We start from the raw sequence: 25,244 nt of genomic DNA on the forward strand, positions 1-25,244 counted from the left end.
AAACAAATGAATGCTTTAGAGAGATTTATGGTGGCGCTCCCGGAGACGAACGTGATTCGTGAGCGGCTACAAAAAGTAGACCGTCAATTGGTGACGGGACTGACGACAAGCGCGAAAGCTCTCGTCCTCGCAGGACTTGTGAAATCGTCATCGAGACGTCTCGTCGTCGTGACGCATAACATGTATCAAGCACAAAAAATGTTCGATCAACTCGAATCACTCATCGGACCGGAAAAAACATTGCTTTATCCGATTGATGAGACGCTGGCCGCTGAACTGTCGCTGACGTCTAGTCCTGAGCTGTTGGCCGCTCGAATCGATGCCCGTACTCGTCTCCTTGACCAAACAGGAGGCGTCGTTGTCGTGCCGCTCGGTGGATTACGACGCTATATGCCGAGCCCGGAAGCGTGGCAACATAGTCGTGTCATGCTAAAGCCGGGAAGTGATCTTGAGTTGGCAGACTTTGCGAAGCAATTGACAGGTATGGGGTATGAACGAACAGCGACCGTGACGACGCCAGGCGAGTTTTCAGTACGAGGCAGTATTTTGGATGTCTACCCGCTTACGGAAGCGCGTCCGTATCGGATTGATTTATTTGATACCGAAATCGATTCCATTTTCACGTTCGATGCCGAGACGCAACGTTCGCTCGGTGTGGTAGGGGAAGTGTGCATCACACCTGCCACCGAGTTCATCGCTACTGACGATCAGTTGAAACAAGCCGGGCGTTCACTCCGGAAACAATATGACCGGACCGTCGAGTTGATTGAGAACGAAGTGATTCGTCAAGCGCTTGAGGAAGGAGTAGTAACGGACATCGAGCGTTTAGAGCGTGGTGATTTCCCAGATAAAGTTGGAAAGTATTCGCCACTCCTTTATACGTCCACGCTCTTAGACTACGTAGGCAAAGACGCTGTACTCATTTTAGATGAAGTGGCACGAATCGATGATGCCGCGGACGTACAGGAGCGGGAAGAGGCGGAATGGTTCTCTTCACTCATCGAAAAAGGAGAGGCGGTCAGCAATTACACGCTTGCTGTCCCGATGCACAAAGTGTTTCGTGACTTGAAACAAGTGGCATTCTCGCTACTTCCATCTCGTCGCTCAGGGATTCCGGAAACCGCGACGGTACATTTGAGCTGTCGTCCACTCCCCGCATTTCATGGGCAGATGCACCTGTTAAAGCAAGAAGTGGAACGCTGGCAACAAGGGGATCAACGCATTGTCGTGCTTGCGGGGGATAAGTCACGCGCGGACAAGATTGAAGCGCTCCTTTCGGACTACGGCATTCATTCAACGTTCACGAATGTCGATGGAGAATTAGAACCGAGACGCGTATCCGTCATCATCGGTCAAATCGAAGGTGGATTTGAATTGTCGACGAGTCGCCTCGTCGTCGTATCAGAAGAGGAATTGTTTAAACGTGTGACGAAGCGCAAGCGTCAGACGAAAAACTTAACGAACGCAGAACGGATTAAGAGTTATCAAGAGTTGAAGCCGAACGACTATGTCGTCCATGTGCATCATGGGATTGGGAAGTATTTAGGCATTAAAACCATCGAGGTCGGAGGGATTCATCAGGACTATCTCCATCTCGTGTATGCCGGTGATGATGCGCTCTATGTGCCGGTCGATCAAATTGATCTCGTTCAAAAATATGTCGGCGCCGAAGGGAAAGAACCGAAGATTTATAAACTCGGAGGCACCGAGTGGAAGAAAGTTAAATCGAAAGTCGCCAAGTCGGTTGAAGATATCGCAGATGAGCTCATTAAATTATATGCGGCACGAGAAGCTTCGGTCGGATTTGCGTTTCCACCGGATGATGAAGAGATGGGGCAATTTGAATCCTCCTTCCCTTATGCGGAGACAGAGGACCAGGTCCGCTCAATTGCTGAGATTAAAGCAGACATGGAACGTTCACGTCCGATGGATCGACTTTTATGTGGGGATGTTGGCTATGGGAAAACGGAAGTGGCAATCCGAGCGGCATTCAAGGCGGTGCTCGCTGGAAAACAAGTCGCATTTCTCGTCCCGACGACCGTCCTCGCCCAACAACATTATGAAACGATGCTCGAGCGATTCAGTGAATTTCCGATTAACGTTTCTGTCATGAGTCGTTTCCGCTCAAAGAGTGAGATGGCTGCGACGAAGAAGGGCTTGAAGGAAGGGACGATTGATATCGTCGTCGGGACACACCGAGTGTTGTCAAAAGACGTGACGTTCGCGAACCTCGGTCTCGTCATCATCGACGAAGAGCAACGATTCGGCGTCAAACATAAAGAACGTTTGAAGCAATTGAAGACGAACATCGACGTACTCACGTTGACGGCCACACCGATTCCACGAACGCTTCATATGTCGATGATTGGAATCCGCGACTTATCTGTGTTAGAAACACCGCCAGAGAACCGCTACCCGGTTCAGACATATGTCATGGAATATGACGGCATCGTCTTACGTGAAGCGTTAGAGCGTGAACTTGCGCGTGGAGGACAGGCGTTCTTCCTCTACAACCGTGTCGAAGGCATCGAGCGGAAAGCGGAAGAGATTCGGGCCCTGTTGCCTGAAGCGCGTATCGCGACGGCGCACGGTCGCATGACCGAGAGCGAACTCGAGAGCCAGTTAATCAGTTTCCTCGAAGGGGAGGCGGATATTTTAGTCTCGACGACGATTATCGAGACGGGAATCGACATTCCAAACGTCAATACACTCATTGTCCATGATGCTGACAAAATGGGACTTTCCCAACTGTATCAACTTCGTGGTCGAGTTGGACGTTCGAATCGAATTGCGTATGCTTACTTCACGTATCGAAAAGATAAGCGCTTGACCGAAGTAGCAGAAAGTCGTCTTCAAGCCATTAAAGAATTCACCGAACTCGGAAGCGGCTTTAAGATCGCGATGCGCGACTTGTCGATTCGAGGTGCTGGTAACTTGCTAGGTGCACAACAATCTGGATTCATCGATTCAGTCGGCTTCGACCTGTATTCTCAAATGCTCTCCGAAGCGATTGAGGAACGGAAAGACCGAATGCGTGGACAAGCGAAACAAGTCGTCTTCAAGCCAGAAATCGCCTTCCAAGCGGATGCATACATCCCGGACGACTATTTGTCGGATAGTGAGCTGAAGATTGAGATGTATAAGCGTTTCAAATACGTCGATACACCAAACGCATTGTTCGCCTTACAAGACGAATTGATTGAGCGATTTGGGGAATTCCCAGAACCAGTCGCCCTTCTCATTCAGCTGACACGTCTACGGATTTACGGAGAACTGGCGAAAGTGAGCCGAATCAAACAAACGCCTGGACGGATTGAAATTGTCTTATCGAAAGATTCGACGACAGCCCTCGATGTACCATCCTTTATGGAATGGACGATGCCGCTCGGTCGTAAACTAGGAATCGGTCAAGAAGACGGAGCCTTGAAATTGTCACTCAGTGGTCGAATGCCACTCACAGAGCTCTTGAATGATGCCGATACTGTATTAGAAGAACTGACGAAGCGGTTGGTGGGCGATGCGGTCGCCAAGTAAGTTTGCGCAAGGTGTCGTCCTGTTCGCCCTTGCCGGTTATGTCTCTAAACTGATCAGCTTCGCATATCGCGTCCCGTATCAAAATTTGGCGGGTGACTTTGGACTCTATGCTTATCAAACCGTCTATCCGTTCGCTGCGATTGTCGCATCGCTCGGAATTTATGCGATGCCGGTAGTCATTGCGAAAATAGGAGTCGGCGCAAAGGGATCGAACCAGAAGTTAGAAGTGTTATGGGGCAGTTTTTATGCGTTGCTTCTTCTTTCTATCACGCTTGTTGTCACGATGTGGATCTTCGCCCCGACACTCGCAATGTGGCTCGGGGATGAACAGTTGGCCCCGGCGCTTCGCGTAATCAGTTTGAGTTACTTACTCATGCCGGCGTCCGCCGTGTTACGTGGTGCCTTTCAATCGAGGGATGATTTACGACCGAGCGCATGGTCGCAAGTGTTAGAGAATTTTGTACGTGTGACGGTCATGCTTTCGCTATTATGGATTGGCGTGCGTCTTGGAAAAGATGCATACACGCTAAGTCAATACGCGTATGGTGCGACGCTTGTCGGTGGGGTTGTGGCGATTGCCTTTTTAATCTATCAGGCGCGCGGCCTACGAATCGTAAAAGTACGACGTGTCACGTTTCAACATGGATTGCGTCTATTGTTGACGACAGGGCTCGCGGTCGGATTTGCCTCGCTTGGAATCTTATGGATGCAACTCGTCGACTCCTTTACAATCGTCAATTTAATGGGGGGGACGTACGAGGCGAAAGTGAGCAAAGGCGTGTTCGACCGGGGATACCCACTTGTCCAATTTGCAATCCTGTTCGCAACGACCATCGGTATGGCCAACGTCCCAACACTCGTCCGACACTATCGAGCGGGACATCTGCAAAAAACGACACAAGGGCTCCGTTCGATGATTCGGGTGACAACAGCCATTGCGGGTGCTGCGACCGTCGGATTGATGGGGGTGATGTTTTTCTTAAACGTTGCCTTGTTTGAAGATGGGTCAGGTACGCGGGCGCTCGTGTTATTGGCAACGAGTACGTTTGCGGCATCGTTAGCGATTGCAAGCATGACTTGCCTTCAAGCAATCGACCGTGAATGGATTGCGGCTCGCAGTATGATTGTCGCGATTTTGGCAAAAGGTGTCGTAAACGTGGGGCTTGTCCCCTTCTATGGGATTGAAGGGGCGGCCATCGGTACCTCACTCGGCTTTTTGGCGATGGCGTTCTATAACTTTCGGGCGCTCGACCGTTCGATTCCACTCGGGTCGTTTCGGTCGAAGCATTACAAATCGCTATCGAAAGCGCTGGTGCCCATGTTATTACTCGTTGCCGTGTTAAACTGGGTTGGTCAGATGTGGGTCGATTCGCGAATCGCAACCTTCGGATGGTTAATCGGGATGGTATGTAGCGGAGCCGTCCTTTATATATGGAGATTATGGAGCACGCGAATGCTATCACTTGCGGAATGGGAGTTCATCCCGTTCGGTGGTCGCCTCCTCGATGTGCTCGAAAAAAAGGAGAACTAGTATGGGTTATACAATCACGGTGGTCGGTCTTGGATCTGGTGAGCTGAATCAATTGCCACTCGGGGTGTACCGTCATTTGAAGCAGCAACCGCTCGTCTGGTTACGGACGAAAGAACACCCTGTCGTACGTGAGTTAGAGTCAGAAGGGCTCGCATTCGAGTCATTTGATTCGATTTATGAATCGAGTGATACGTTTGAAGAGGTGTACGATCAAATTGTCGAGACGTTGATGAACAAAAGTGAAGAGATGGCTATCACGTATGCTGTACCCGGTCACCCGTTCGTCGCCGAGCGAACTGTCGAGCTTTTAGTGGAACGTGGAGCGAACCTTCACGTACTCGGCGGGCAAAGCTTCTTAGATGCGATGTTCCAAGCTTTGCAAATCGATCCAATCAACGGCTTTCAGTTGTTGGATGCGACGGCGCTCGACCTTGAACGCCTGCAGGTGACGCAACATGTGTTGATTGGCCAAGTGTACGATGGATTTGTAGCGGGAGACGTAAAAGTGCAACTGATGGAACGTTATCCGGATGAGCACCCTGTTACACTTGTGACAGCTGCGGGTACCACACAAGAACGAATCGAACACATTCCGTTGTTCGAGATGGACCGCATGGCGGAAGTGAACAACTTGACGACCCTCTATGTTCCGCCACTCGCGGATGAAGCTTATTTGGCAAAAGACTTTGCAACGCTCAAACAAATCATCGCCACACTTCGTGGACCGGACGGTTGCCCGTGGGATCGCAAACAAACGCATGAGTCGCTTCGGAAGTATTTATTAGAAGAAGCGTATGAACTCATTGAAGCCATCAACGCAGAAGATGACGATGCCATCATCGAAGAACTCGGCGACGTGTTGCTTCAAGTCATGTTACATGCCCAAATCGGTGCAGACGAAGGATATTTCGATATTCGTGATGTCATCGGGGCAATCAGTGAAAAGATGGTCCGCCGTCATCCGCACGTCTTCGGAGATGTCACCGTCGAAGATGCCTCTGATGTGGTAAAAAATTGGAATACGATTAAACAAGCGGAAAAAGGGGAAAAGAAACAATCGCAACTCGATGGTGTACTCGTCGACCAACCTTCATTGATGCGTGCTGAACAACTTCAAAAGAAAGCCGGCCAAATCGGATTCGAATGGGATGACGTGTCGGGCGCTTTCGAAAAATTGGAAGAAGAACTGCACGAGTGGCGTGAAGAGTTGAGTGACGAATCAGAACTTGGCGATGTATTATTCTCCATCGTCAACATCGCGCGATACGTTGGGCTAAATGCCGAGCAAGCGTTAGAACAGACGAACCGAAAGTTCAAACGTCGATTCGAGTATATAGAAGCGAATGGTGATCTTCAGCAGATGACGCTCGAACAGATGGATGCTCTTTGGAACGAGGCAAAGGAGAAAGGGTTATGAGATTAGATAAATTTTTGAAAGTATCCCGCTTGATCAAGCGACGCACGCTCGCAAAAGAAGTGGCAGATCAAGGGCGGATTCAGCTAAATGGGCAAGTGGCGAAGGCGAGTACCGATGTTAAAGTCGGAGACGAGCTGCAAATTCGATTCGGAAACAAGCTCGTCACGGTCGTCATTGACTCAATTGCGGAACATGCGCGCAAAGAAGATGCGAAAGAAATGTATCGTTTACTTAAAGAAGAGAAGATGGACGGTAGTATCGACTCGTAAAAAAAAGTATACTTAATGTATTAAGAGGAGGGGGATGAGGCGATGAACGGACGTAATCCGATGGATCGACAACGGCGCATTCGAGCGCTAGATGAGCGTAGAGAACAGCTGGAAAAAGACACACATCGCCGAAGAGTTCATCTTCGACGTCGTTTGGCGGCAGCCTCACTCCTATTTTTATTCGTTATGGTATTGATTGGACAGAGTTACTTTTCAAAGGTAGGCTATGTATCGGACCAACAACAAGCTTACGCACAAGCGAAAGTGGAGTTGCAAGAGCAGAAAGCCGAGCAAGATGAGTTGAAGGAACAAGTGGAACGTTTGCAGGATGAGGATTATATCGCGAACTTAGCGCGAAACGAGCTCCTCTTCTCCAAAGATGGAGAGATTATTTTCTACTTCTCCCCAGAGGAATAAGTCGGTTCGTTGACCGCTAGGGAAACGACTCGTATAATTGAAAAGAATCAATCAAAAAAGGAGTACATTATTTTATGTCAATTGAAGTAGGAAGCAAGGTACAAGGTAAGGTTACAGGGATTACGCATTTCGGAGCGTTCGTCGAGCTCCCAAACGGCAAGACAGGATTAGTACACATCAGTGAAGTGGCGGACTCTTACGTCAAAGACATTAACGAAGTGTTGACAGTCGGTCAAGAAGTCACGGTAAAAGTGTTGAACGTCGAAAATGATGGGAAAATCGGGTTATCCATCAAGAAAGCAGTCGATCGTCCTGTAAGTGAACGCCCTGAACGTCCAGAGCGTCCAGCCGGTGAGCGTTTCTCTCGTGGCCCACGCCCAGGTGGCCCAGGTCAAGGTGGTCCGCGCGGTGGCGGCGGCCCACGCGGTGGCGGCGGCCCACGTGGCGGCGGTCGTCGTGGTGAACAACGTCGTGAACCAGAAACATTCGATACGTTGATGAGCAAATTCTTGAAAGACAGCGACGAGCGTCTTTCGACGTTGAAACGTCAAACAGATTCGAAACGCGGTGGACGTGGAGCCAAACGCGGGTAATCCTTTGATACCAATTAGCTTCTACTCGTAACCATATAGGTCTTGTAACAAGACAAGTCGTGAACATTTTTGTTCACGACTTTTTTTGTTTTAAAAAATTTATAAAAAATAACTAAATATAGTTGATTTTTTTCGAGGAAGAGAGCAAAATAGGGAACATGAAAAAAATAGTTATGTTTTATAAGTGAAGGTGGAGAGAAAAAATGAATGGATGGAAACTATGGACGGCGGAGTGGCGGAGTATCTTTAAGAACCCACGTGTGTTGGTTCCGATTCTCGCAGTCGCACTCGTACCGTTAATGTATGCCGGTATGTTTTTGTGGGCTTTCTGGGATCCGTATGGACAGATGAAAGATTTACCGGTCGCCATCGTCAACGAAGACAAAGGGGCATCATTTAAAGGGGAGTCACTTGAAATCGGGAACGATCTGATTGATAAGTTGTTAGATTCGGAAGCCTTTGAGTTTGTCGAGACGACAAAGAAGGAAGCAGAATCTGGATTGAAAGACCATGATTATTACATGGCAATCGAGATTCCAGAAGACTTTTCGGAGAAGGCGACGACCGCTCTAGATGAAAATCCAGAGCAACTTGAATTGAAGTACATTGCGAATGAATCGTATAACTTCTTAGCCGCACAAATCGGTGGCTCCGCAATGGAGCAAGTGAAAGCAGAGCTTTCGACCGAGGTATCGAAACAGTACGTCAGTGCATTGAAAGATGGATTAAATGACGTGGCGGACGGACTTGGTGAAGCCGCGGATGGTGCGACAAAACTTGCCGACGGTTCTACGTCAGCGAAAGATGGTGCCGTCAAATTGGCGGATGGAACAGAACTTCTCGCCACAAAACAACGCGAACTTGCAGATGGTGCAAGTGAGTTAAATGACGGAATCGCTCAGTTGTCCGATGGTTCATCTGAACTCGCGGACGGGACGAAACTACTCGCCTCGAAACAGCGTGAACTCGCTAACGGTGCAAGCCAGTTAAACGATGGTGTGACTCAGTTGGCAGAAGGTTCATCGGTACTCGCGGATGGAAGTCAGCAAGTGTACGACGGGTCAACTGCTTTGTCAGACGGGGTACACCGCGTGAATGATGGCGCATCCGCCTTACAAGACGGAACGAGCCAGCTCGTCGAAGGAACAGGGGCATTCGCGTCCAAATTAGATGAGCTTCACACGGGTGCGAAAACGTTGAATCAAGGCGTTCAAGACCTTGCTGCTGGCATCGAGCGTTCAAAAGAAGGGGCGTCTGCACTGAATGACGGCGCAAACCAACTAGCAGGTGCATTGACGAAAGCGAAAGAAGGGAACACTGCTCTCATCGCGGGTCAAACTGAAGTGGTCAATGGAATCGGACAAATGAAATCCGAATTGACGGCGAAACAGGATGAGTTGATTGGACAATTAACGGCACTTGCTGAGTCCGGTCAATCTGCGTCACCTGAAATGCTTCAAACCATCGCAGCCCAACTCACTGAAGGAAAACAAGCGACAGCGGCTGGGTTTGATCAATTAGCTGCAGGGGCGACGCAAGTGAAAGAGGGACAGACCTCATTGGCGGCGGGTCTTGCCCAAGCAGAAACAGGAGCAGGACAACTTTCGTCAGGACTTTCTGAATTGAACACGGGTCAAACGAAGTTAGCGGAAGGTGCTCAGGCGTTAGCAAGTGGTTCGAGTCAAATCGAACAAGGAACACAAACTGCAGCCGACCGTTCACAAGAACTCGTGTCAGCGAGTTCAAAACTTAATCAAGGTGCAACACAACTTCAAGACGGGACAACTGAACTTACGGCAGGCAGTGAAAAACTCGTAGCCGCGACTGGACAGTTGTCTGAAGGTAGTGTGAAGCTTGCCGATGGTGCGAAAAGCGCAAGTTCGGGAACGAGTGAGTTGGCGAATGGTGCTACTCAATTAGCGGACGGTGGACAAAAACTTCAAGAAGGTAGTCGTGAACTTGCTGATGGCGCGAAGGCTGCCGGGGCAGGAACAAGCAAGTTGACGGACGGCGCGAATCAGCTCGCGGACGGCGGACGAGAACTTTCAGATGGTAGCGGAGAACTCGCAGATGGAATGACAGATCTCGCATCAGGTAGCGATGAACTTCGTGACGCTCTAGTCAAAGGTGCAAAAGATGCAGACATCGGATTGAACGATGAAAATGTCGAGATGATGGCAGGACCAGTGTCACTCGTTGATAACTCGATTCACGAGGTACCGAACTATGGTACAGGGTTCGCTCCATACTTCATGTCACTCGGACTCTTTGTCGGGGCACTTCTCTTATCGATCGTCTATCCATTGTACGATCCAGCTGGACGTCCGAAACGTAGTCTATCATGGGTATTGTCGAAGTCTGGTGTTCTCATGGTTGTCGGATTCCTTCAAGCGCTCATTTTAGACGTGGCGATGGTGCAGCTGTTAGGACTTGAAGTAAGCGAACCATTGAAGTTCTTTGGATTCAGTTGGTTGACGAGCATCACATTCCTCTTTATTGTGCAGTTACTCGTCACCACACTCGGGAACCCGGGACGTTTTGTAGCAATCGTCTTGTTAATCTTGCAATTGACGACTTCTGCTGGAACGTTCCCGCTCGAGTTGATTCCACGAGCGTTGCAACCGTTCAATGCGCTCCTTCCAATGACGTATACGGTTGCCGGATATAAAGAAATCTTGTCAGCTGACGGTGCACAGTATTTGCAGACGGCGACAACGTATTTAGTATTTGTGGCTGCTGGATGTTTTGCATTACTGTGGGCATACTTCCGAATCGCATGGAAGAAAAAATATCGTCAAGTTGTATCAGAAGCATGATGTAAAAACGTAATGAAATCGTGTATAGTGATGAAGATGACACTATGCACGATTTTTTTTATTAAAAAAATTTCAAAAAAGAATTGACACTCGAATGGTGACTGGTTATTATAGAAAATGTGCTTAGGACACAACAATAACATGGCGGTGTAGCTCAGCTGGCTAGAGCGTACGGTTCATACCCGTGAGGTCGTGGGTTCGACTCCCTCCGCCGCTACCATTTTATTTAGGCCCGTTGGTCAAGCGGTTAAGACACCGCCCTTTCACGGCGGTAACACGGGTTCGAATCCCGTACGGGTCACTTAGCCTAAGCGAAAAGAAGCCATCTCAATCGAGATGGCTTCTTTTGTTATACCAAGGAGGGAATTCATGAAAAAAGTGCTCGTCGCAGTGTCTGGTGGGGTGGATTCCATTGTCCTATTGGATCGTCTCGTCAAAGAGGGCTGGAATGTGGCGGTGGCGCATGTCCATCATGGCGTACGAGAAGCTTCAGACGAAGAGTATATGTTCGTCGCCCACGTCGCGGCAACCTACCATATTCCGTTTCATGGAACGCATCTCTGCTTTCAAGATGGAGGATCACAAGCCCGCTATCGTGAAGCCCGCTATCGATTTTTTGAAGACGTCATGAACAAATATGGATACGACACATTGGCCACGGCGCATCATGCGGATGACGAGTTAGAAACAGTGCTCATTCAGCTACATCGAAACGTGGTCGAAGTAAAAGGGATTCCCGAAAGCCGGCAATTTGGAAACGGGAGGCTCATCCGTCCGTTGTTATATGAGTCGAAAGCTCAACTGATCGAGTATGCACGACAGAATGAATTAGAGTGGCGCGAAGACGCAACGAACCAAGAACGTACTTACTTAAGGAATCAAATTCGCCACGAGATCGTGCCACGACTGAAACAGATGCGGCCATCGATTGTGAGAGAAGTCAGCGAAGCGGCAAAAGTGGCCCGTGCTGATTGGGATAGCAGGTATCGATCGTGCGAACAATGGGTGGAGGCATATGTCGAACTTGAAATGAAAGCGTTTCATGTGAAACTCGAGAATTTCGAGCGCTTATCATTCCTTGAACGGTATACGGTCGGTCGATTGCTGTCCTCTCGTTACGAGGTGAATGTGAACGAGGCGGTGGAGAAGCTACTCCAGAGTCAAAAGGATACAGGAACCTATCATCTGACAGGCGAGTGGTTCATGACGAAGCAGAATAGGGTACTGAATCTTGTACAGCGTTCTGCGCCAAATTCACTTCACCCCATTCAAATTGATTCGTTGCCGACCGTTGTTGAATTCGGAGACCGAACCATCTCTTTATCCGTCGAGGAGGGGAGAGAGGGCATTCCGTTACATGAGATCACTTATCCGCTTACGATTCGGACAAGTGCACCAGGTGACCGAATGCGATTGGCCGTGGGGACAAAGAAAGTGTCCCGTATCCTGATAGATGAAAAGATTGAACGGATGGTTCGCCCGACGCTACCCCTGCTTGAGGACGCCTCAGGACGAATTCTCGCGATTGTCGGGGTACGAGTTTCAGAATTTCTAGACAAGTCGGATGCGATTTGCCTACGATTAATGGTAAAATGATGATTGTGTCGAAACAGAAAGAGGAGGATTTCAAGATGTCATTAATGAACGATATGGAGAAAATTTTAATCTCACGTGAAGAGATTCAAGAAAAGGTGAAAGAGCTGGCTGGAACGCTTAGCGAAGACTATAAAGAAGAGTTTCCGCTTCTCGTGTGTGTATTGAAAGGCGCGATGCCATTTATGTCTGACCTCGTCAAAGAAATGGATATCCATTTAGAAATGGATTTCATGGACGTGTCGACGTATCACGGAGGTACTTCTTCAACAGGTGAAGTAAAAATCGAGAAAGATTTAAATACATCTGTAGAAGGACGCGACATCTTGATTGTAGAAGATATTATTGATAGTGGATTGACGCTTGGCTATCTCGTCGATCTTCTTAAATACCGTAAAGCGAAGTCTGTGAAGATTGTCACGCTTCTCGACAAACCGACAGGACGCAAAAATGGTTTATCAGCAGACTATAGCGGTTTCGTGATTCCACACGAATTCGTTGTCGGTTACGGTCTCGATTATGAAGAGAAATATCGTAACCTTCCTTACGTCGGTGTGCTCAAACCGAGCGTTTACGGGGGCTAACGTTTTTCTTTTGAAAATGTGACGTGGTAAGATAAAAGAAATCCCCAAAGTATAGGCATATACTGAATGGGCGAGAACATCGTTTCTCGGAATAGGAGGCAGAGAATGAATCGTGCAGTGAAAAACACATTGGTTTTTGGTGTGATTTTCCTAGCCTTGATCTTGTTCCTTCAATATTTGCAGAATCCGAATAGTCAGAGTGAAACGCTCTCGTATTCGAAATTCCTAGAATATGTGGAAGATGATCGGATTGAGACGGCAACCGTACAAGAAATCCCGGGGGCTATCTCGATTACAGGCGACCTTACAGGAGATGACGACCAGCGTTACGAAACAAACATTCCAGCGAACGAAGCTGAATATGCAGATGTATTAACGCAGCTTCGAGCGAATACGGATATTCAAATCGAGGAGGCTGAATCGAACAGTAGCTGGTTCAGCATCGTCTTCGCGATTTTACCGTTCATTATCATCTTCATCTTGTTCTTCTTCTTGTTGAACCAGGCGCAAGGTGGTGGCGGTGGTGGTCGTGTGATGAACTTCGGGAAATCGAAGGCGAAACTATACGACCAAGAAAAACGTCGCGTCACATTCAAAGACGTGGCCGGAGCAGACGAAGAGAAACAAGAACTCATCGAAGTTGTTGAATTCTTGAAAGACCCTCGTAAGTTCTCGAAACTCGGTGCGCGTATTCCGAAAGGGGTCTTACTCGTTGGTCCTCCAGGGACAGGTAAAACACTTTTGGCCCGTGCAGTAGCCGGAGAAGCCGGAGTACCATTCTTCTCGATCTCAGGTTCTGACTTCGTTGAGATGTTCGTCGGGGTCGGTGCGTCACGTGTCCGTGACTTGTTCGAAAACGCGAAAAAGAATGCTCCATGTATCATCTTCATCGATGAAATCGATGCGGTCGGACGCCAACGTGGTGCCGGTCTCGGCGGTGGTCACGATGAACGTGAACAAACATTGAACCAATTGCTCGTTGAAATGGATGGATTCAGTGACAATGAAGGGATTATCATGGTTGCGGCGACAAACCGTCCGGATATTCTCGACCCTGCCCTCCTTCGTCCAGGTCGTTTTGACCGTCAAATCACGGTCGATCGTCCAGATGTAAAAGGGCGCGAAGAAGTGTTGAAAGTCCATGCACGCAACAAGCCACTTGACTCAACTGTAGACTTGAAGTCAATCGCACAACGTACACCTGGTTTCTCTGGGGCTGACTTGGAAAACCTCTTGAACGAAGCAGCACTCGTTGCAGCACGTTCAAACCGTACGGCAGTATCGGTTGTCGATGTCGAAGAAGCAATTGACCGTGTCATTGCAGGACCTTCGAAGAAGAGCCGAATCATTTCTGAAAAAGAACGTAACATTGTCGCTTATCACGAAGCGGGTCACACAATCATCGGTCTCGAGCTTGAGAATGCGGATGAAGTACACAAAGTGACGATTGTCCCACGCGGTAACGCTGGAGGATACGTCGTCATGCTTCCGAAAGAAGATCGTTACTTCATGACAAAACCTGAACTCGAAGATAAGATTGTTGGACTTCTTGGTGGACGCGTCGCCGAAGATGTCATCTTTGGTGAAGTGTCAACAGGAGCGAGCAACGACTTCCAACGCGCGACAGGGATTGCGCGTAAGATGGTCATGGATTACGGGATGAGTGATAAGCTCGGACCGCTCCAGCTCGGTTCAAACCATGGCGGACAAGTCTTCCTTGGCCGTGACTTCCAGACAGAGCAGAACTACTCGGATGCGATCGCTCAAGAGATCGATTTAGAGATTCGCGAAATCATCAACCGCTGTTACGCGAAAGCGAAGCAGATTTTGACAGAACGTCGCGAAGACCTCGAACTCGTAGCGAAGACATTGCTTGATGTGGAAACGCTCGACTCGAAACAGATTCGTCACTTGATCAAGACACGCGAATATCTCCCGCATGAGCCGGAAGAAGACGTGGATGCATCGACGGACTCGGACGACGCAGCGAAGAAAGATGATGCGGCCGTACAACACGGACAAATCGTCGATCGACCTGAAGTTGTTCAAGACAGCCAACCGGATGTCGTACCTGAAGGCGATAAGCCAGAGGCGACCCCAACGGAACGTCCGAATAACGAATCACGTTAATGAATGAGACGAATGCCCTTGACGAGGCATTCGTCTTTTTTCGTGTTATAATTCGAGCGAACTGCAATTGACAACAAAGTGAGGAACTATATCATGATTTTAGTGATTGATGTTGGAAATACAAATATTGTTCTAGGGATGTACGATGGAGACAATCTCGTACACCATTGGCGAATTTCAACGGACCGGACGAAAACGACGGATGAGTATGGCATGTTAGTGAAATCGCTCTTTGACCATTCGAACGTCTCGTTCGATCAAGTCGACGGTGTCATTTTGTCCTCTGTCGTACCTCCTGTTATTTTCCCACTTGAACAAATGTCACAACGATACTTCAATGTACGTCCAATCGTTGTCGGCCCAGGTGTGAAGACAGGATTAGACATTCACGTCGAGAATCCCCGCGAAGTCGGGGCCGACCGAATTGTCAACGCGGTGGCAGGAATCGCCAAGTATGACGGTCCGCTCATAATTGTTGATTTTGGAACGGCAACCACGTATTGTTACATCGATGAGAAACGTCGCTACCATGGCGGCATCATCTCACCAGGGATCATGATTTCAGTGGAAGCACTTTATCAACGTGCTGCGAAATTACCACGGATTGAACTGGCAACACCACCAACGGTTATCGGGAAAAATACGATTCAAGCGATGCAATCGGGGACGTATTATGGCTATGTCGCCCAAGTGGATGGCATCGTGAATCGGATGAAGCGTGAAGTTGGTGAAGCGACCGTCATTGCGACTGGAGGATTGGCACGATTGATCAGTGAACATGCAGAAACGATTGACCATGTGGATTCGTTCCTGACACTCGAAGGCCTCCGCCTCATTTACGAGCGCAATCAAAAGTAAACTAAAGGAGTTAACTCATATGATTCATTCAGAACAACAAGTATTACTCGATCAAATGAAAGACGATTATCTCGTTCGGGCCCTCGGCTTTAATGGAGAGGTGCGTGCATTTGCAGCCCGTACGACAAAAACAGTATACGAAACACAACTTCGTCATCAGACGACACCGGTTGCCTCAGCGGCCCTCGGACGGACGATGACAATCGGTTCGATGATCGGAGCCATGCAAAAAGGTGCGGCACGCGTCACACTTAAAGTGGAAGGTGATGGTCCAATCGGGAAAATCATCGTAGACGCAGATACAGCAGGAGATGTCCGTGGATACGTATCTTACCCTCGTGTCGATGGCGGGACGTTCGTCAACGAGCAGGGATTGACGAAGTTGAAAGTCGGCGAAGCGGTCGGAAAAGGAACGGTCTCTGTCATTAAAGACTTAGGCTTGAAAGATTATGTCGGTGGTTCTTCAGAGATTCAAACAGGTGAAATCAGTGAAGACTTCACATACTACTTCGCAACATCTGAACAAGTACCATCAGTCGTCGGAGCGGGTGTTCTCGTCTTACCAGAAGATGAATCGATTCTTGCTGCAGGTGGTGTCATCGTTCAGTTGCTGCCGAACGCCTCCGAAGAGACGGTACAAGCGCTTGAAAAAGCACTGCAGACGTTCCCACCGGTATCTGTTTTAATCGGTGAAGAAAAAACACCAGAAGAAATGCTGCAATTACTTCTCGGCGATAGCCTTGATGTCCTCGATACGAACCCAATTCAGTTCAATTGCACATGCAGTCGTGAACGAATGGAAAGCGCCATTATCGGTCTTGGAAAAGAAGAGATTCGCCAAATGATCGAAGAAGACGGTGGAGCCGAAGCAGTTTGCCATTTCTGTGGTGAAAAGTATCATTTCTCGGCTGAACAGTTGGAAACGATGAAAGAACAAGCGCAATCGTAAGCAACGTTCCAAATTGCATATTTTCAATTCGATAGGGTATGATAACAATATCGGAATAGTCGGAATTATGAAGGAGGAAATGTAATGCGAATCGTAAACTCAGTGACAGACTTGATTGGAAAGACTCCGATTGTGAAATTGAACGGAATGACTGGACCAGAAGATGCCGATGTGTATCTGAAGCTTGAATATATGAACCCAGGGTCAAGTGTCAAAGACCGGATTGCTCTCGCCATGATCGAAGCGGCAGAAAAAGACGGAATCTTGAAGCCGGGTGATACCATCATCGAGCCGACGAGCGGGAACACAGGAATCGGTTTAGCGATGGTCAGTGCCGCGAAAGGATATAAAGCCATTCTTGTCATGCCTGAAACGATGAGTATGGAGCGTCGTAACCTTCTTCGTGGATATGGAGCCGAGTTGATCTTGACGCCAGGGCCAGAAGGAATGGGTGGAGCGATTCGTCGTGCTACTGAAGAAGCTGAGAAAAACGGCTACTTCCTTCCGCAACAATTCAACAACGCAGCGAACCCGAACGTGCATGAGATGACGACGGGACCTGAAATTGTCGAGGCGTTCGAAGAGTCAGGACTTTCGGTGGATGCTCTCATCGCGGGAGTCGGTACAGGTGGTACGATCACCGGAGCAGGAAAAGTCGTGAAAGCGAAATATCCAGACGTGAAAATTTTGGCGGTTGAACCGGTTGATTCCCCAGTCTTGTCTGGTGGTAAGCCGGGACCTCATAAGATTCAAGGAATTGGTGCCGGCTTTGTCCCATCCATTCTGGATACTGAGATTTATGAGGGTGTCCTTCAAATCACGACAGACCAGGCGTTTGAATACGCGCGCCAAGCGGCACGCACGAACGGTGTCCTCGGTGGGATTTCTTCAGGGGCTGCCATTGCAGCGGCACTTGATACGGCGAAACGTCTCGGTAAAGGGAAAAACGTATTGGCGATTATCCCGTCAAACGGAGAACGTTACTTGAGCACACCGCTTTATCAATTTGATGAAGAATCAAACGAGAGTCGCGTATAACATTTCAGGCAGTAATCGAGAGACATTCTCTTTCGGTTGCTGCCTTTTCTTGTGTACAATAAAAGGCATGAATGAATAGACGGAGGAATGACAAGTGAGATCGACAGCGTTCAGAACGAAGCGGATGACGAAAGAAAAGATGTATGAGGCATACATGACGTTGACAGCAGACCAGCCGTACCACGCATGGCTAGAAAGTGGAAGGGCAGGACGGTATACGATTGCGGGAATCGAACCGTTCGGTCGCTTCCATGTAAAAGACGGTGTCGGTCTCTTACAAATAGGGGAAACGACTGAAACGATGTATGGGAAACCGCTCGAGATGGTTAGTGAAGTGCGGAAACGATTTGAAGCTGAGCGTCCGGAAGGGGCACCTCCCTTCTTCGGTGGCATGATTGGTTATGTCAGCTATGACGTTTCTCGAACGATTGAGCGACTCCCTAGCCAGGCAGAAGATGATTTAGCGACGCCGGACGTCTCGTTTCTGTTGTTTGATGAAGTGGCTGTGTTCGACGAAGAGAGTTCGACTCTCTATTTGATGGTCACAGCAGAAGGCAATGCCGAACGTAAAGCGGATCGCTTAGCGGCCATGTGGAACGTCGAATCACACTACGCATTCAAACCGACTGAACAATTGCCTGTCGAGCGTTCGCGCTCCATGTCTCAGGACGAATTTGTGGAGGCGGTCAAACGAATTCAGTCTTATATCGTGGAAGGCGACGTGTTCCAAGTGAATTTGAGTGTTCGTCAATCCGAACCGTTACGAGCCGACCCACGTCGTGTTTACGATACGCTTCGTCAAATGAATCCATCTCCGTACATGGGATACTTTGTGGATGACGCACTGACAATGGTCTCCGCTTCACCGGAACTATTGCTTGAAAAACACGGGTCTGACATTTCGACGCGACCGATCGCGGGTACGCGTCCACGTGGAAAAGACGATGTTGAGGACTTGGAATTGGCGAACACGCTACTTGAAAATGAGAAGGAGCGAGCGGAACACGTCATGCTCGTCGACTTGGAACGGAACGACCTCGGGAAAGTCGCAGCATACGGTAGTGTTCATGTGGACGAATTGATGGTGATTGAAAAGTATTCACATGTTCAGCATATCGTCTCGAACGTACGGGGTACGATTCGTGATGAAGTATCAGGAGCGGAGGCGCTAGCAGCGATGTTCCCTGGTGGTACGATTACCGGTGCACCGAAAATTCGGACGATGGAAATTATCGAAGAACTTGAACCAGTTCGCCGGGGATTATACACCGGGTCATATGGATGGTTAAGTTGGGACGATGATCTCGTCTTCAACATCACCATTCGAACGATGGTCGTGAAAGATGGGATTGCATACGTTCAAGCGGGAGCGGGCATCGTCATCGATTCGGATCCGGTCTCAGAATATGAAGAATCTCTGTCCAAAGCGAAGGCGCTATGGGCGGCGAAGCAAATGACGGAGGAGACGACATGATTGTACTAATCGATAACTATGACTCATTCACATACAACTTAGTGCAGTATTTTGGAGAACTTGGTGAAGAACTGGTCGTTTATCGAAACGATGAAGTGACGATCCAAGACATTGAGAAACTTGCTCCGAGCTACCTGGTCATTTCCCCTGGACCTTGTACACCGAATGAAGCCGGGATTAGCGTCGAGGCGATTCAAACGTTCGCAGGTCGCATTCCGATTTTAGGTGTGTGTCTCGGTCATCAAGCGATTGCACAAGCGTTCGGAGGAGACGTCGTTCATGCGGAACGGCTGATGCATGGGAAAACGTCGAAGATTCAACATGACGGTAAGTCGATTTTCAAAGATATTCCTCAGCAGACGGTCGTGACCCGTTATCACTCGTTATCTGTGGAACGTTCTACCTTACCGGAATGTTTGATGGTCACAGCAGAAACAGAAACGAAAGAAATCATGGCACTCCGGCATCGGACGCTCCCGATTGAAGGGGTTCAGTATCACCCTGAAGCGATTTTGACCGAGCATGGAAAAGAGATGATTCGAAACTTTATCGAGGAGTACCGCCATGTGGTATTGGCATAACGGGGACCTTGTTGAGCGAGAGGATGCATGGATTCCTGTCGAGGACCATGGATTCTTATACGGGATGGGTCTATTCGAGACGTTTCGAACATATGATTTCATTCCGTTCTTGTTCGATGCGCATTGGGAACGATTGATGAAGAGTGTAGATGAGCTGTGGATCGATTTTCCGTACACGAAGGAAGAAATCGAGACGGCGATTCAGCAATTGTGTCGTCAAAATGAAGCTCCTGACTTGTATATCCGATTGAATGTATCGGCAGGAGTCGCGCCGCTCGGTCTGTATGCCGGACGATATGAAAAACCGAACGTCACGTTGATTGCCAAACCGCTCTCCTCGGAAGTTGTGCCACAGGAGAAACGAGTCGAACCAATCCCTTTCCCAAGAAGTCGTCCTGAAGCGGCTTTTCGATTGAAGTCGCATCATTACATGAACAATATCCTCGGAAAACGCACCTTGCAAGACCAGGATGCTGAAGGATTGTTTGCGGACGAACAGGGCTATGTGGTGGAAGGACTCGTGTCGAACATCTTTTGGGTCGGGTCTGATGATGTGTTGTATACGACACCACTTTCGAGCGGAGCACTCGCGGGCGTGACGCGACAGTGGGTGATCGATTGCTTTCCTGTAGTGGAGCAATCGGTGACATTTGATGAATTAACCGCAGCGAAAGAGATTTGGATGACGAACTCGATTCAGCAAGTCGCTCCGGTGACGCATTATAGAAATCTGAGATACCCCGGGAAAGACGGAGAACGATTTAACGAAGTGTGGGCGGAGCTCGTTCGTTCACTTGGATAGGAGGCTGAAACATGACAAAGATCATGGGTATTTTAAACGTGACCCCGGACTCATTTTCAGACGGAGGACGGTATACAGCGGTCGAAGAAGCCGTACGTCATGCAAAGGAACTCGTACGAGAAGGTGCGGATGCGATTGATGTCGGTGGTGAATCGACGCGACCTGGAGCGACGCTTGTTTCTGCAGAAGAAGAAATTGAACGTGTCGTCCCGATCATCGAACGATTGGTACAAGAAATAGATGTGCCGATCTCGATTGATACGTATAAACCTGCTGTTGCGAGAGCGGCATTAGAAGCGGGTGCGACAATCATCAATGACGTGTGGGGCTCGAAGTGGGGAGATCAGTCGATGGCGCGTGTCGCCTTTGAATATGACGTCCCCATCATTTTGATGCATAACCGAGAGAATCGAGACTATCATCATTTTATTGAGGATGTGGTGAGAGATTTGCAGGAATCGATTGAGATTGCTCATGCAGCGGGTGTGAAAGATGAGCATATTTGGCTAGACCCAGGAATCGGTTTCGCAAAAGACGTGGCGCAAAATCTAGAGCTCATGAATCACCTCGATGTGATCACGCGTCTTGGCTATCCGGTGTTACTGGGTACGTCCCGTAAATCGTTTATCGGCCAAACGCTCGATTTACCAACCGAAGAACGCGTGGAAGGAACGATTGCGACGACGTGTTTAGGCATCATGAAAGGGTGCGATTGGGTACGCGTCCATGACGTGAAAGAGAATATGCGTGCAGCGAAGATGATGGATGCGATGATGAGGGGGAACGGACATGGATAAGATTTTTGTGAACGGTATGCGCTTCTATGGATACCATGGTGTATTTGAAGAGGAGAACCGTCTCGGTCAACGGTTTCACGTGGATTTAATGTGTGAATTGGACCTTGCACCTGCTGGGAAGTCAGATGATTTACAGGATGGAGTCAGCTACGCGGGATTATATCAAGTCACAGAAGACATTGTAACGGGGGAACCGGTCAATTTACTCGAAACACTCGGAGAACGCATCACGACGGCCATTTTGGCACATCATGATTTGATTCAAAGCGTGACAGTAAAAGTAATCAAGCCGGACCCACCAATCCCAGGACATTACGACTCGGTGGCGATCGAGATGACAAGGAGACGCACGTCATGATTTTTATCGCATTAGGAGCAAACATCGGGGAGCGGGCCGCACAATTGTCTGACGCGATTGATGAAATGGGAAAAATGGGTGTTACGGTCACGAAACAATCATCGGTTTATGAGACAGCCCCTGTCGGTTATACCAATCAACCATCATTTTATAATATGGTGGTCGAAGTGGAGACGCATCAATCTGTAACGGACTTATTAGACACCCTTCAACAAATTGAACGGCAGTTAGGTCGAGAGCGTCTCTTTAAGAACGGTCCGCGCACCATCGACCTTGACATCCTCTATTATAATGGGGAAGATATACAATCAGAACACTTGACGGTACCACATCCGCGGATGCAGGAACGTGCGTTTGTGCTCGCTCCGTTAGCTGAGATTGCGCCAGAACTCATCGTCCGCGGACGAACGGTCGCATCATGGCTAGCAGATTTACCGATGGCAGACCGCCAAGATGTCGTTCGGTTACAGTTGCTAACGAATTTGGTGAAATGAAGGATGTGTTGTCTTGACAGGCTTTAAGATTGGAAATATAGATATTAAAAACCGTGCAGTCCTTGCACCGATGGCTGGCGTGACCAACCCGGCATTCCGATTGATTGCAAAAGAATTCGGGGCGGGACTCGTCTGTGCTGAAATGGTCAGTGATAAAGGGATTTTGCTGGAGAACGCGCGGACGATGCGCATGCTATATGTCGATGAACGAGAAAAACCGCTCAGCTTGCAGATTTTTGGTGGTTCTAAAGATACACTCGTCAAAGCGGCGCAGTACGTCGATCAAAATACGAATGCCGACATCATTGATATCAACATGGGTTGTCCTGTGCCGAAAGTAACGAAATGTGACGCAGGTGCAAAGTGGTTACTTGATCCAGATAAAGTGTATGAGATGGTCAATGCCGTCACGAATGTAGTCGAAAAACCGGTCACGGTGAAAATGCGCCTTGGTTGGGACGATGATCACATCTTTATTTTGGACAATGTCAAAGCGGCTCAGACAGGTGGAGCGGCAGCCATTGCCATTCATGGACGTACGCGAGCCCAACAATATGAAGGAACTGCGAACTGGGATTGGATCGGTGAAGCGAAGAAAGTCGCGACCGTACCGATTATCGGGAACGGGGACATTGCCACACCACAAGACGCGAAGCGTGTCATTGACCAATATGGTGTGGATGCCGTCATGATCGGGCGCGCTGCACTTGGAAACCCGTGGATGCTCTATCAGACGGTTCAGTACCTCGAAACAGGAGAACTTCCACCGGAACCAGCAGCTCGTGAAAAAATTGATATTTGCATGTTGCACCTCGACCGATTGAGCGCAATTAAAGGTGAGCTGACGGCCGTTCGTGAAATGCGTCAACATGCGGCTTGGTATTTGAAAGGATTAAAGGGCAGTGGTCCGATTCGCAAACAAATCAATGAAACGGAATCGCGTGAGGCTTTCGCAGCGGTCCTGTATGGATTTGTTGATCAACTCGAGCGACAACTGTCAGAAGTGTGAACTAGAGAAAAGAACTAATTTATGGTAAGCTTGTTTGGCGAAAAAGTGCACCACAACGAATGAACGGCTTCGGCTGTGCTGTTGGCCATCGGGTCGACAGTTTTTTGTTAGGGATAAACCCAATATGGATAGAGGAGTGAATGGAATAGTGAGCCACGAGTTAGAAATGAATGATCAAATGCAGGTTCGTTTTGAGAAGATGACCGATATGCGCGAACGCGGTCTCGACCCGTTCGGTCAACGCTTTGATCGTTCTGCACACGCAGGTGAATTACATGAGCAGTATGAATCAATTGAAAAAGAGGCTTTAGCAGAGCAGGACGTAGAAGTCACGCTAGCGGGTCGCATCATGACGAAACGCGGGAAAGGGAAAGTGTTTTTTGCCCACATTCAAGATGTGACAGGCCAGATTCAAATTTACGTTCGTAAAAACGATGTCGGGGATGAGCCGTTTGACTTGTTCAAATCATCAGACCTCGGTGATATCGTTGGTGTCAAAGGAAAGCTCTTTAAAACAAATGTAGGTGAACTCTCGATTCATGTGGAAGAGTTTGAGCTCTTGACGAAAGCACTTCGCCCGCTTCCGGACAAATATCATGGATTGAAAGATGTGGAACAGCGCTATCGCCAACGTTATCTTGATTTGATCACAAACCAAGATTCACGCCAGACATTCATTTTGCGTAGCCGCATCATTTCTGAGATTCGCAACTTCTTAAATCAAAAAGGATATTTAGAAGTGGAAACACCGATGTTACACACGATTGCGGGTGGAGCAGCGGCGCGTCCGTTCTTAACGCATCATAATGCGTTGGATATGGAACTTTATATGCGTATTGCCATCGAACTTCACTTGAAACGTCTAATCGTTGGCGGACTCGAGCGCGTTTATGAAATCGGACGTGTATTCCGTAACGAAGGAATCTCGACACGCCACAACCCTGAATTCACAATGATTGAATTGTATGAGGCGTATGCGGATTACAACGACATCATGGATTTGACGGAAGAATTGGTTGCGCACGTAGCGAAAGAAGTACTCGGTACAACAGATGTACAATATGGTGAAGATACAATTCACCTTGGCATCGGTTGGAAACGTGCACACATGGTCGACCTTGTTAAAGAAGAGACAGGTGTAGACTTTTGGCAACAAATGTCCGACGAAGAAGCACGTGCCCTTGCGAAAGAGCATGGTGTGGAAGTTCAGGACCATATGACGTTCGGTCATATCGTCAACGAGTTCTTTGAGCAAAAGGTCGAAGAGACATTGCTTCAACCAACATTCGTGACAGGACACCCAGTTGAAGTGTCGCCGTTAGCGAAGAAAAACGAAACGGATCCACGCTTCACAGATCGTTTTGAATTGTTCATCGTTCGTCGTGAACACGCGAATGCCTTCACGGAGTTGAACGATCCAATCGATCAACGTGAGCGTTTCGAAGCACAATTGCTTGAAAAAGAGGCAGGTAACGACGAGGCGCATGAACTCGATAACGATTTCCTTGAGGCGCTTGAGTACGGTATGCCACCAACAGGTGGACTTGGAATCGGGATTGACCGTCTTGTCATGTTATTGACGAACGCACCATCAATCCGCGACGTTCTTCTTTTCCCTACAATGCGTCATCAACAGTAAATAATAGTAGAGAAGCTGGTTTGTACGTAGGTGCAATTCAGTTTCTCTTTTTTTATTTTTCCGGATGAACGCTGGCAAACAAGCCGTTGAATAAAGGGTAAACTCTAACGAAAAAACTTTTTTAAAAAAACTTTATAAAAAACCCTTGCGTTAATTAAAGGTGTGCGGTAAAGTAATAAACGTTGCCGCTGATGGCAGCGGAAAGAAATAAAAAAAGTGGTTGACAACTGTGTCGATGACTTGTATTATTTTAAGAGTCGCCAAGAGCGGCAGACGAACTTTGAAAACTGAACGATGAGGCAAAAATAAGTTTTACAATTTTTGAATGAAGCGCAAGCTTCGTCAATTTAAGAGCTATATC

The 25,244-nt window shown here is 48.4% G+C and carries 21 protein-coding genes and 2 tRNA genes; all 23 read left to right on the forward strand.

Annotation, left to right across the window (positions count from 1 at the left end; genetic code table 11):
• Positions 1-6: 6 nt before the first annotated feature.
• Positions 7-3,534, forward strand: coding sequence for a transcription-repair coupling factor (gene mfd, locus KNO92_RS13310; protein WP_214749837.1), 3,528 nt, complete (start codon positions 7-9; stop codon positions 3,532-3,534).
• Entirely contained in the window at positions 3,518-5,065 is a 1,548-nt protein-coding gene (locus KNO92_RS13315) for a polysaccharide biosynthesis protein (protein WP_214761678.1), read from the forward strand. Before mfd ends, KNO92_RS13315 begins: the two co-directional genes overlap by 17 nt.
• A 1-nt stretch (position 5,066) precedes the next feature.
• Entirely contained in the window at positions 5,067-6,482 is a 1,416-nt protein-coding gene (gene yabN, locus KNO92_RS13320) for a bifunctional methyltransferase/pyrophosphohydrolase YabN (protein ID WP_214761680.1), read from the forward strand.
• The gene (locus KNO92_RS13325; protein WP_214697198.1) at positions 6,479-6,751 is read left to right on the forward strand and encodes an RNA-binding S4 domain-containing protein; all 273 of its coding nucleotides are present in this window, start codon (positions 6,479-6,481) and stop codon (positions 6,749-6,751) included. Before yabN ends, KNO92_RS13325 begins: the two co-directional genes overlap by 4 nt.
• Positions 6,752-6,793: 42 nt before the next feature.
• Positions 6,794-7,168 (forward strand): FtsB family cell division protein, encoded by a 375-nt coding sequence (locus KNO92_RS13330; RefSeq protein WP_074036621.1) that lies wholly within the window; start codon positions 6,794-6,796, stop codon positions 7,166-7,168.
• Positions 7,169-7,242: 74 nt separating this feature from the next.
• The gene (locus KNO92_RS13335) at positions 7,243-7,761 is read left to right on the forward strand and encodes a S1 domain-containing RNA-binding protein (RefSeq protein ID WP_214749849.1); all 519 of its coding nucleotides are present in this window, start codon (positions 7,243-7,245) and stop codon (positions 7,759-7,761) included.
• A gap of 203 nt (positions 7,762-7,964) precedes the next feature.
• Complete coding sequence (locus KNO92_RS13340) at positions 7,965-10,577, forward strand: YhgE/Pip domain-containing protein (RefSeq protein WP_214761682.1); 2,613 nt, start codon at positions 7,965-7,967, stop codon at positions 10,575-10,577.
• 143 nt (positions 10,578-10,720) lie between these two features.
• Positions 10,721-10,797 (forward strand) — tRNA-Met (locus KNO92_RS13345).
• 9 nt (positions 10,798-10,806) lie between these two features.
• A tRNA-Glu gene (locus KNO92_RS13350) sits at positions 10,807-10,878 on the forward strand.
• A gap of 68 nt (positions 10,879-10,946) precedes the next feature.
• On the forward strand, positions 10,947-12,173 hold the full coding sequence (gene tilS / locus KNO92_RS13355) for a tRNA lysidine(34) synthetase TilS (protein ID WP_214761684.1): 1,227 nt from the start codon (positions 10,947-10,949) through the stop codon (positions 12,171-12,173).
• A 35-nt stretch (positions 12,174-12,208) separates the two neighbouring features.
• Complete coding sequence (gene hpt, locus KNO92_RS13360) at positions 12,209-12,754, forward strand: hypoxanthine phosphoribosyltransferase (RefSeq protein ID WP_012727721.1); 546 nt, start codon at positions 12,209-12,211, stop codon at positions 12,752-12,754.
• A gap of 105 nt (positions 12,755-12,859) precedes the next feature.
• Complete coding sequence (gene ftsH, locus KNO92_RS13365) at positions 12,860-14,884, forward strand: ATP-dependent zinc metalloprotease FtsH (protein WP_214761686.1); 2,025 nt, start codon at positions 12,860-12,862, stop codon at positions 14,882-14,884.
• Between the two features lie 93 nt (positions 14,885-14,977).
• Complete coding sequence (locus KNO92_RS13370) at positions 14,978-15,742, forward strand: type III pantothenate kinase (RefSeq protein WP_214749858.1); 765 nt, start codon at positions 14,978-14,980, stop codon at positions 15,740-15,742.
• A gap of 19 nt (positions 15,743-15,761) precedes the next feature.
• Positions 15,762-16,691, forward strand: coding sequence for an Hsp33 family molecular chaperone HslO (gene hslO / locus KNO92_RS13375; protein WP_274665391.1), 930 nt, complete (start codon positions 15,762-15,764; stop codon positions 16,689-16,691).
• 84 nt (positions 16,692-16,775) lie between these two features.
• The gene (gene cysK, locus KNO92_RS13380) at positions 16,776-17,729 is read left to right on the forward strand and encodes a cysteine synthase A (protein WP_074036641.1); all 954 of its coding nucleotides are present in this window, start codon (positions 16,776-16,778) and stop codon (positions 17,727-17,729) included.
• Between the two features lie 94 nt (positions 17,730-17,823).
• On the forward strand, positions 17,824-19,203 hold the full coding sequence (locus tag KNO92_RS13385) for an anthranilate synthase component I family protein (RefSeq protein ID WP_271306205.1): 1,380 nt from the start codon (positions 17,824-17,826) through the stop codon (positions 19,201-19,203).
• Positions 19,200-19,784, forward strand: coding sequence for an aminodeoxychorismate/anthranilate synthase component II (gene pabA, locus KNO92_RS13390; RefSeq protein ID WP_214761688.1), 585 nt, complete (start codon positions 19,200-19,202; stop codon positions 19,782-19,784). Before KNO92_RS13385 ends, pabA begins: the two co-directional genes overlap by 4 nt.
• A complete protein-coding gene (locus KNO92_RS13395; protein ID WP_214761689.1) occupies positions 19,768-20,586 on the forward strand; it encodes an aminotransferase class IV in 819 nt (272 codons plus the stop codon). The genes pabA and KNO92_RS13395 overlap by 17 nt, the downstream gene beginning before the upstream one ends.
• 11 nt (positions 20,587-20,597) lie before the next feature.
• A complete protein-coding gene (gene folP, locus KNO92_RS13400) occupies positions 20,598-21,383 on the forward strand; it encodes a dihydropteroate synthase (RefSeq protein ID WP_214761691.1) in 786 nt (261 codons plus the stop codon).
• The gene (gene folB, locus KNO92_RS13405; RefSeq protein ID WP_074036649.1) at positions 21,376-21,741 is read left to right on the forward strand and encodes a dihydroneopterin aldolase; all 366 of its coding nucleotides are present in this window, start codon (positions 21,376-21,378) and stop codon (positions 21,739-21,741) included. Before folP ends, folB begins: the two co-directional genes overlap by 8 nt.
• Entirely contained in the window at positions 21,738-22,235 is a 498-nt protein-coding gene (gene folK, locus KNO92_RS13410; RefSeq protein WP_214697218.1) for a 2-amino-4-hydroxy-6-hydroxymethyldihydropteridine diphosphokinase, read from the forward strand. The genes folB and folK overlap by 4 nt, the downstream gene beginning before the upstream one ends.
• A 70-nt stretch (positions 22,236-22,305) precedes the next feature.
• A complete protein-coding gene (gene dusB / locus KNO92_RS13415) occupies positions 22,306-23,244 on the forward strand; it encodes a tRNA dihydrouridine synthase DusB (protein ID WP_243834802.1) in 939 nt (312 codons plus the stop codon).
• 148 nt (positions 23,245-23,392) lie between these two features.
• Positions 23,393-24,883 carry a lysine--tRNA ligase gene (gene lysS / locus KNO92_RS13420; protein WP_214697220.1) on the forward strand — a complete coding sequence of 497 codons (1,491 nt, stop codon included), beginning with the start codon at positions 23,393-23,395 and terminating at the stop codon, positions 24,881-24,883.
• The last annotated feature ends 361 nt before the right edge of the window (positions 24,884-25,244 follow it).

Source organism: Exiguobacterium sp. s129 (assembly GCF_018617585.1).
GTDB lineage: Bacteria > Bacillota > Bacilli > Exiguobacteriales > Exiguobacteriaceae > Exiguobacterium > Exiguobacterium aestuarii_A.

Bases quoted from the DNA above. Each gene is read 5' to 3' on its own strand.
- KNO92_RS13325 (WP_214697198.1), top strand. From the start codon at position 6,479: ATGAGATTAGATAAATTTTTGAAAGTATCCCGCTTGATCAAGCGACGC.
- KNO92_RS13370 (WP_214749858.1), top strand. From the start codon at position 14,978: ATGATTTTAGTGATTGATGTTGGAAATACAAATATTGTTCTAGGGATG.
- dusB (WP_243834802.1), top strand. From the start codon at position 22,306: ATGGCTGGCGTGACCAACCCGGCATTCCGATTGATTGCAAAAGAATTC.
- folP (WP_214761691.1), top strand. From the start codon at position 20,598: ATGACAAAGATCATGGGTATTTTAAACGTGACCCCGGACTCATTTTCA.
- cysK (WP_074036641.1), top strand. From the start codon at position 16,776: ATGCGAATCGTAAACTCAGTGACAGACTTGATTGGAAAGACTCCGATT.
- KNO92_RS13340 (WP_214761682.1), top strand. From the start codon at position 7,965: ATGAATGGATGGAAACTATGGACGGCGGAGTGGCGGAGTATCTTTAAG.
- tilS (WP_214761684.1), top strand. From the start codon at position 10,947: ATGAAAAAAGTGCTCGTCGCAGTGTCTGGTGGGGTGGATTCCATTGTC.
- folB (WP_074036649.1), top strand. From the start codon at position 21,376: ATGGATAAGATTTTTGTGAACGGTATGCGCTTCTATGGATACCATGGT.
- mfd (WP_214749837.1), top strand. From the start codon at position 7: ATGAATGCTTTAGAGAGATTTATGGTGGCGCTCCCGGAGACGAACGTG.
- KNO92_RS13315 (WP_214761678.1), top strand. From the start codon at position 3,518: ATGCGGTCGCCAAGTAAGTTTGCGCAAGGTGTCGTCCTGTTCGCCCTT.
- ftsH (WP_214761686.1), top strand. From the start codon at position 12,860: ATGAATCGTGCAGTGAAAAACACATTGGTTTTTGGTGTGATTTTCCTA.
- hpt (WP_012727721.1), top strand. From the start codon at position 12,209: ATGTCATTAATGAACGATATGGAGAAAATTTTAATCTCACGTGAAGAG.
- yabN (WP_214761680.1), top strand. From the start codon at position 5,067: ATGGGTTATACAATCACGGTGGTCGGTCTTGGATCTGGTGAGCTGAAT.
- KNO92_RS13335 (WP_214749849.1), top strand. From the start codon at position 7,243: ATGTCAATTGAAGTAGGAAGCAAGGTACAAGGTAAGGTTACAGGGATT.
- KNO92_RS13395 (WP_214761689.1), top strand. From the start codon at position 19,768: ATGTGGTATTGGCATAACGGGGACCTTGTTGAGCGAGAGGATGCATGG.
- hslO (WP_274665391.1), top strand. From the start codon at position 15,762: ATGATTCATTCAGAACAACAAGTATTACTCGATCAAATGAAAGACGAT.
- KNO92_RS13330 (WP_074036621.1), top strand. From the start codon at position 6,794: ATGAACGGACGTAATCCGATGGATCGACAACGGCGCATTCGAGCGCTA.
- pabA (WP_214761688.1), top strand. From the start codon at position 19,200: ATGATTGTACTAATCGATAACTATGACTCATTCACATACAACTTAGTG.
- folK (WP_214697218.1), top strand. From the start codon at position 21,738: ATGATTTTTATCGCATTAGGAGCAAACATCGGGGAGCGGGCCGCACAA.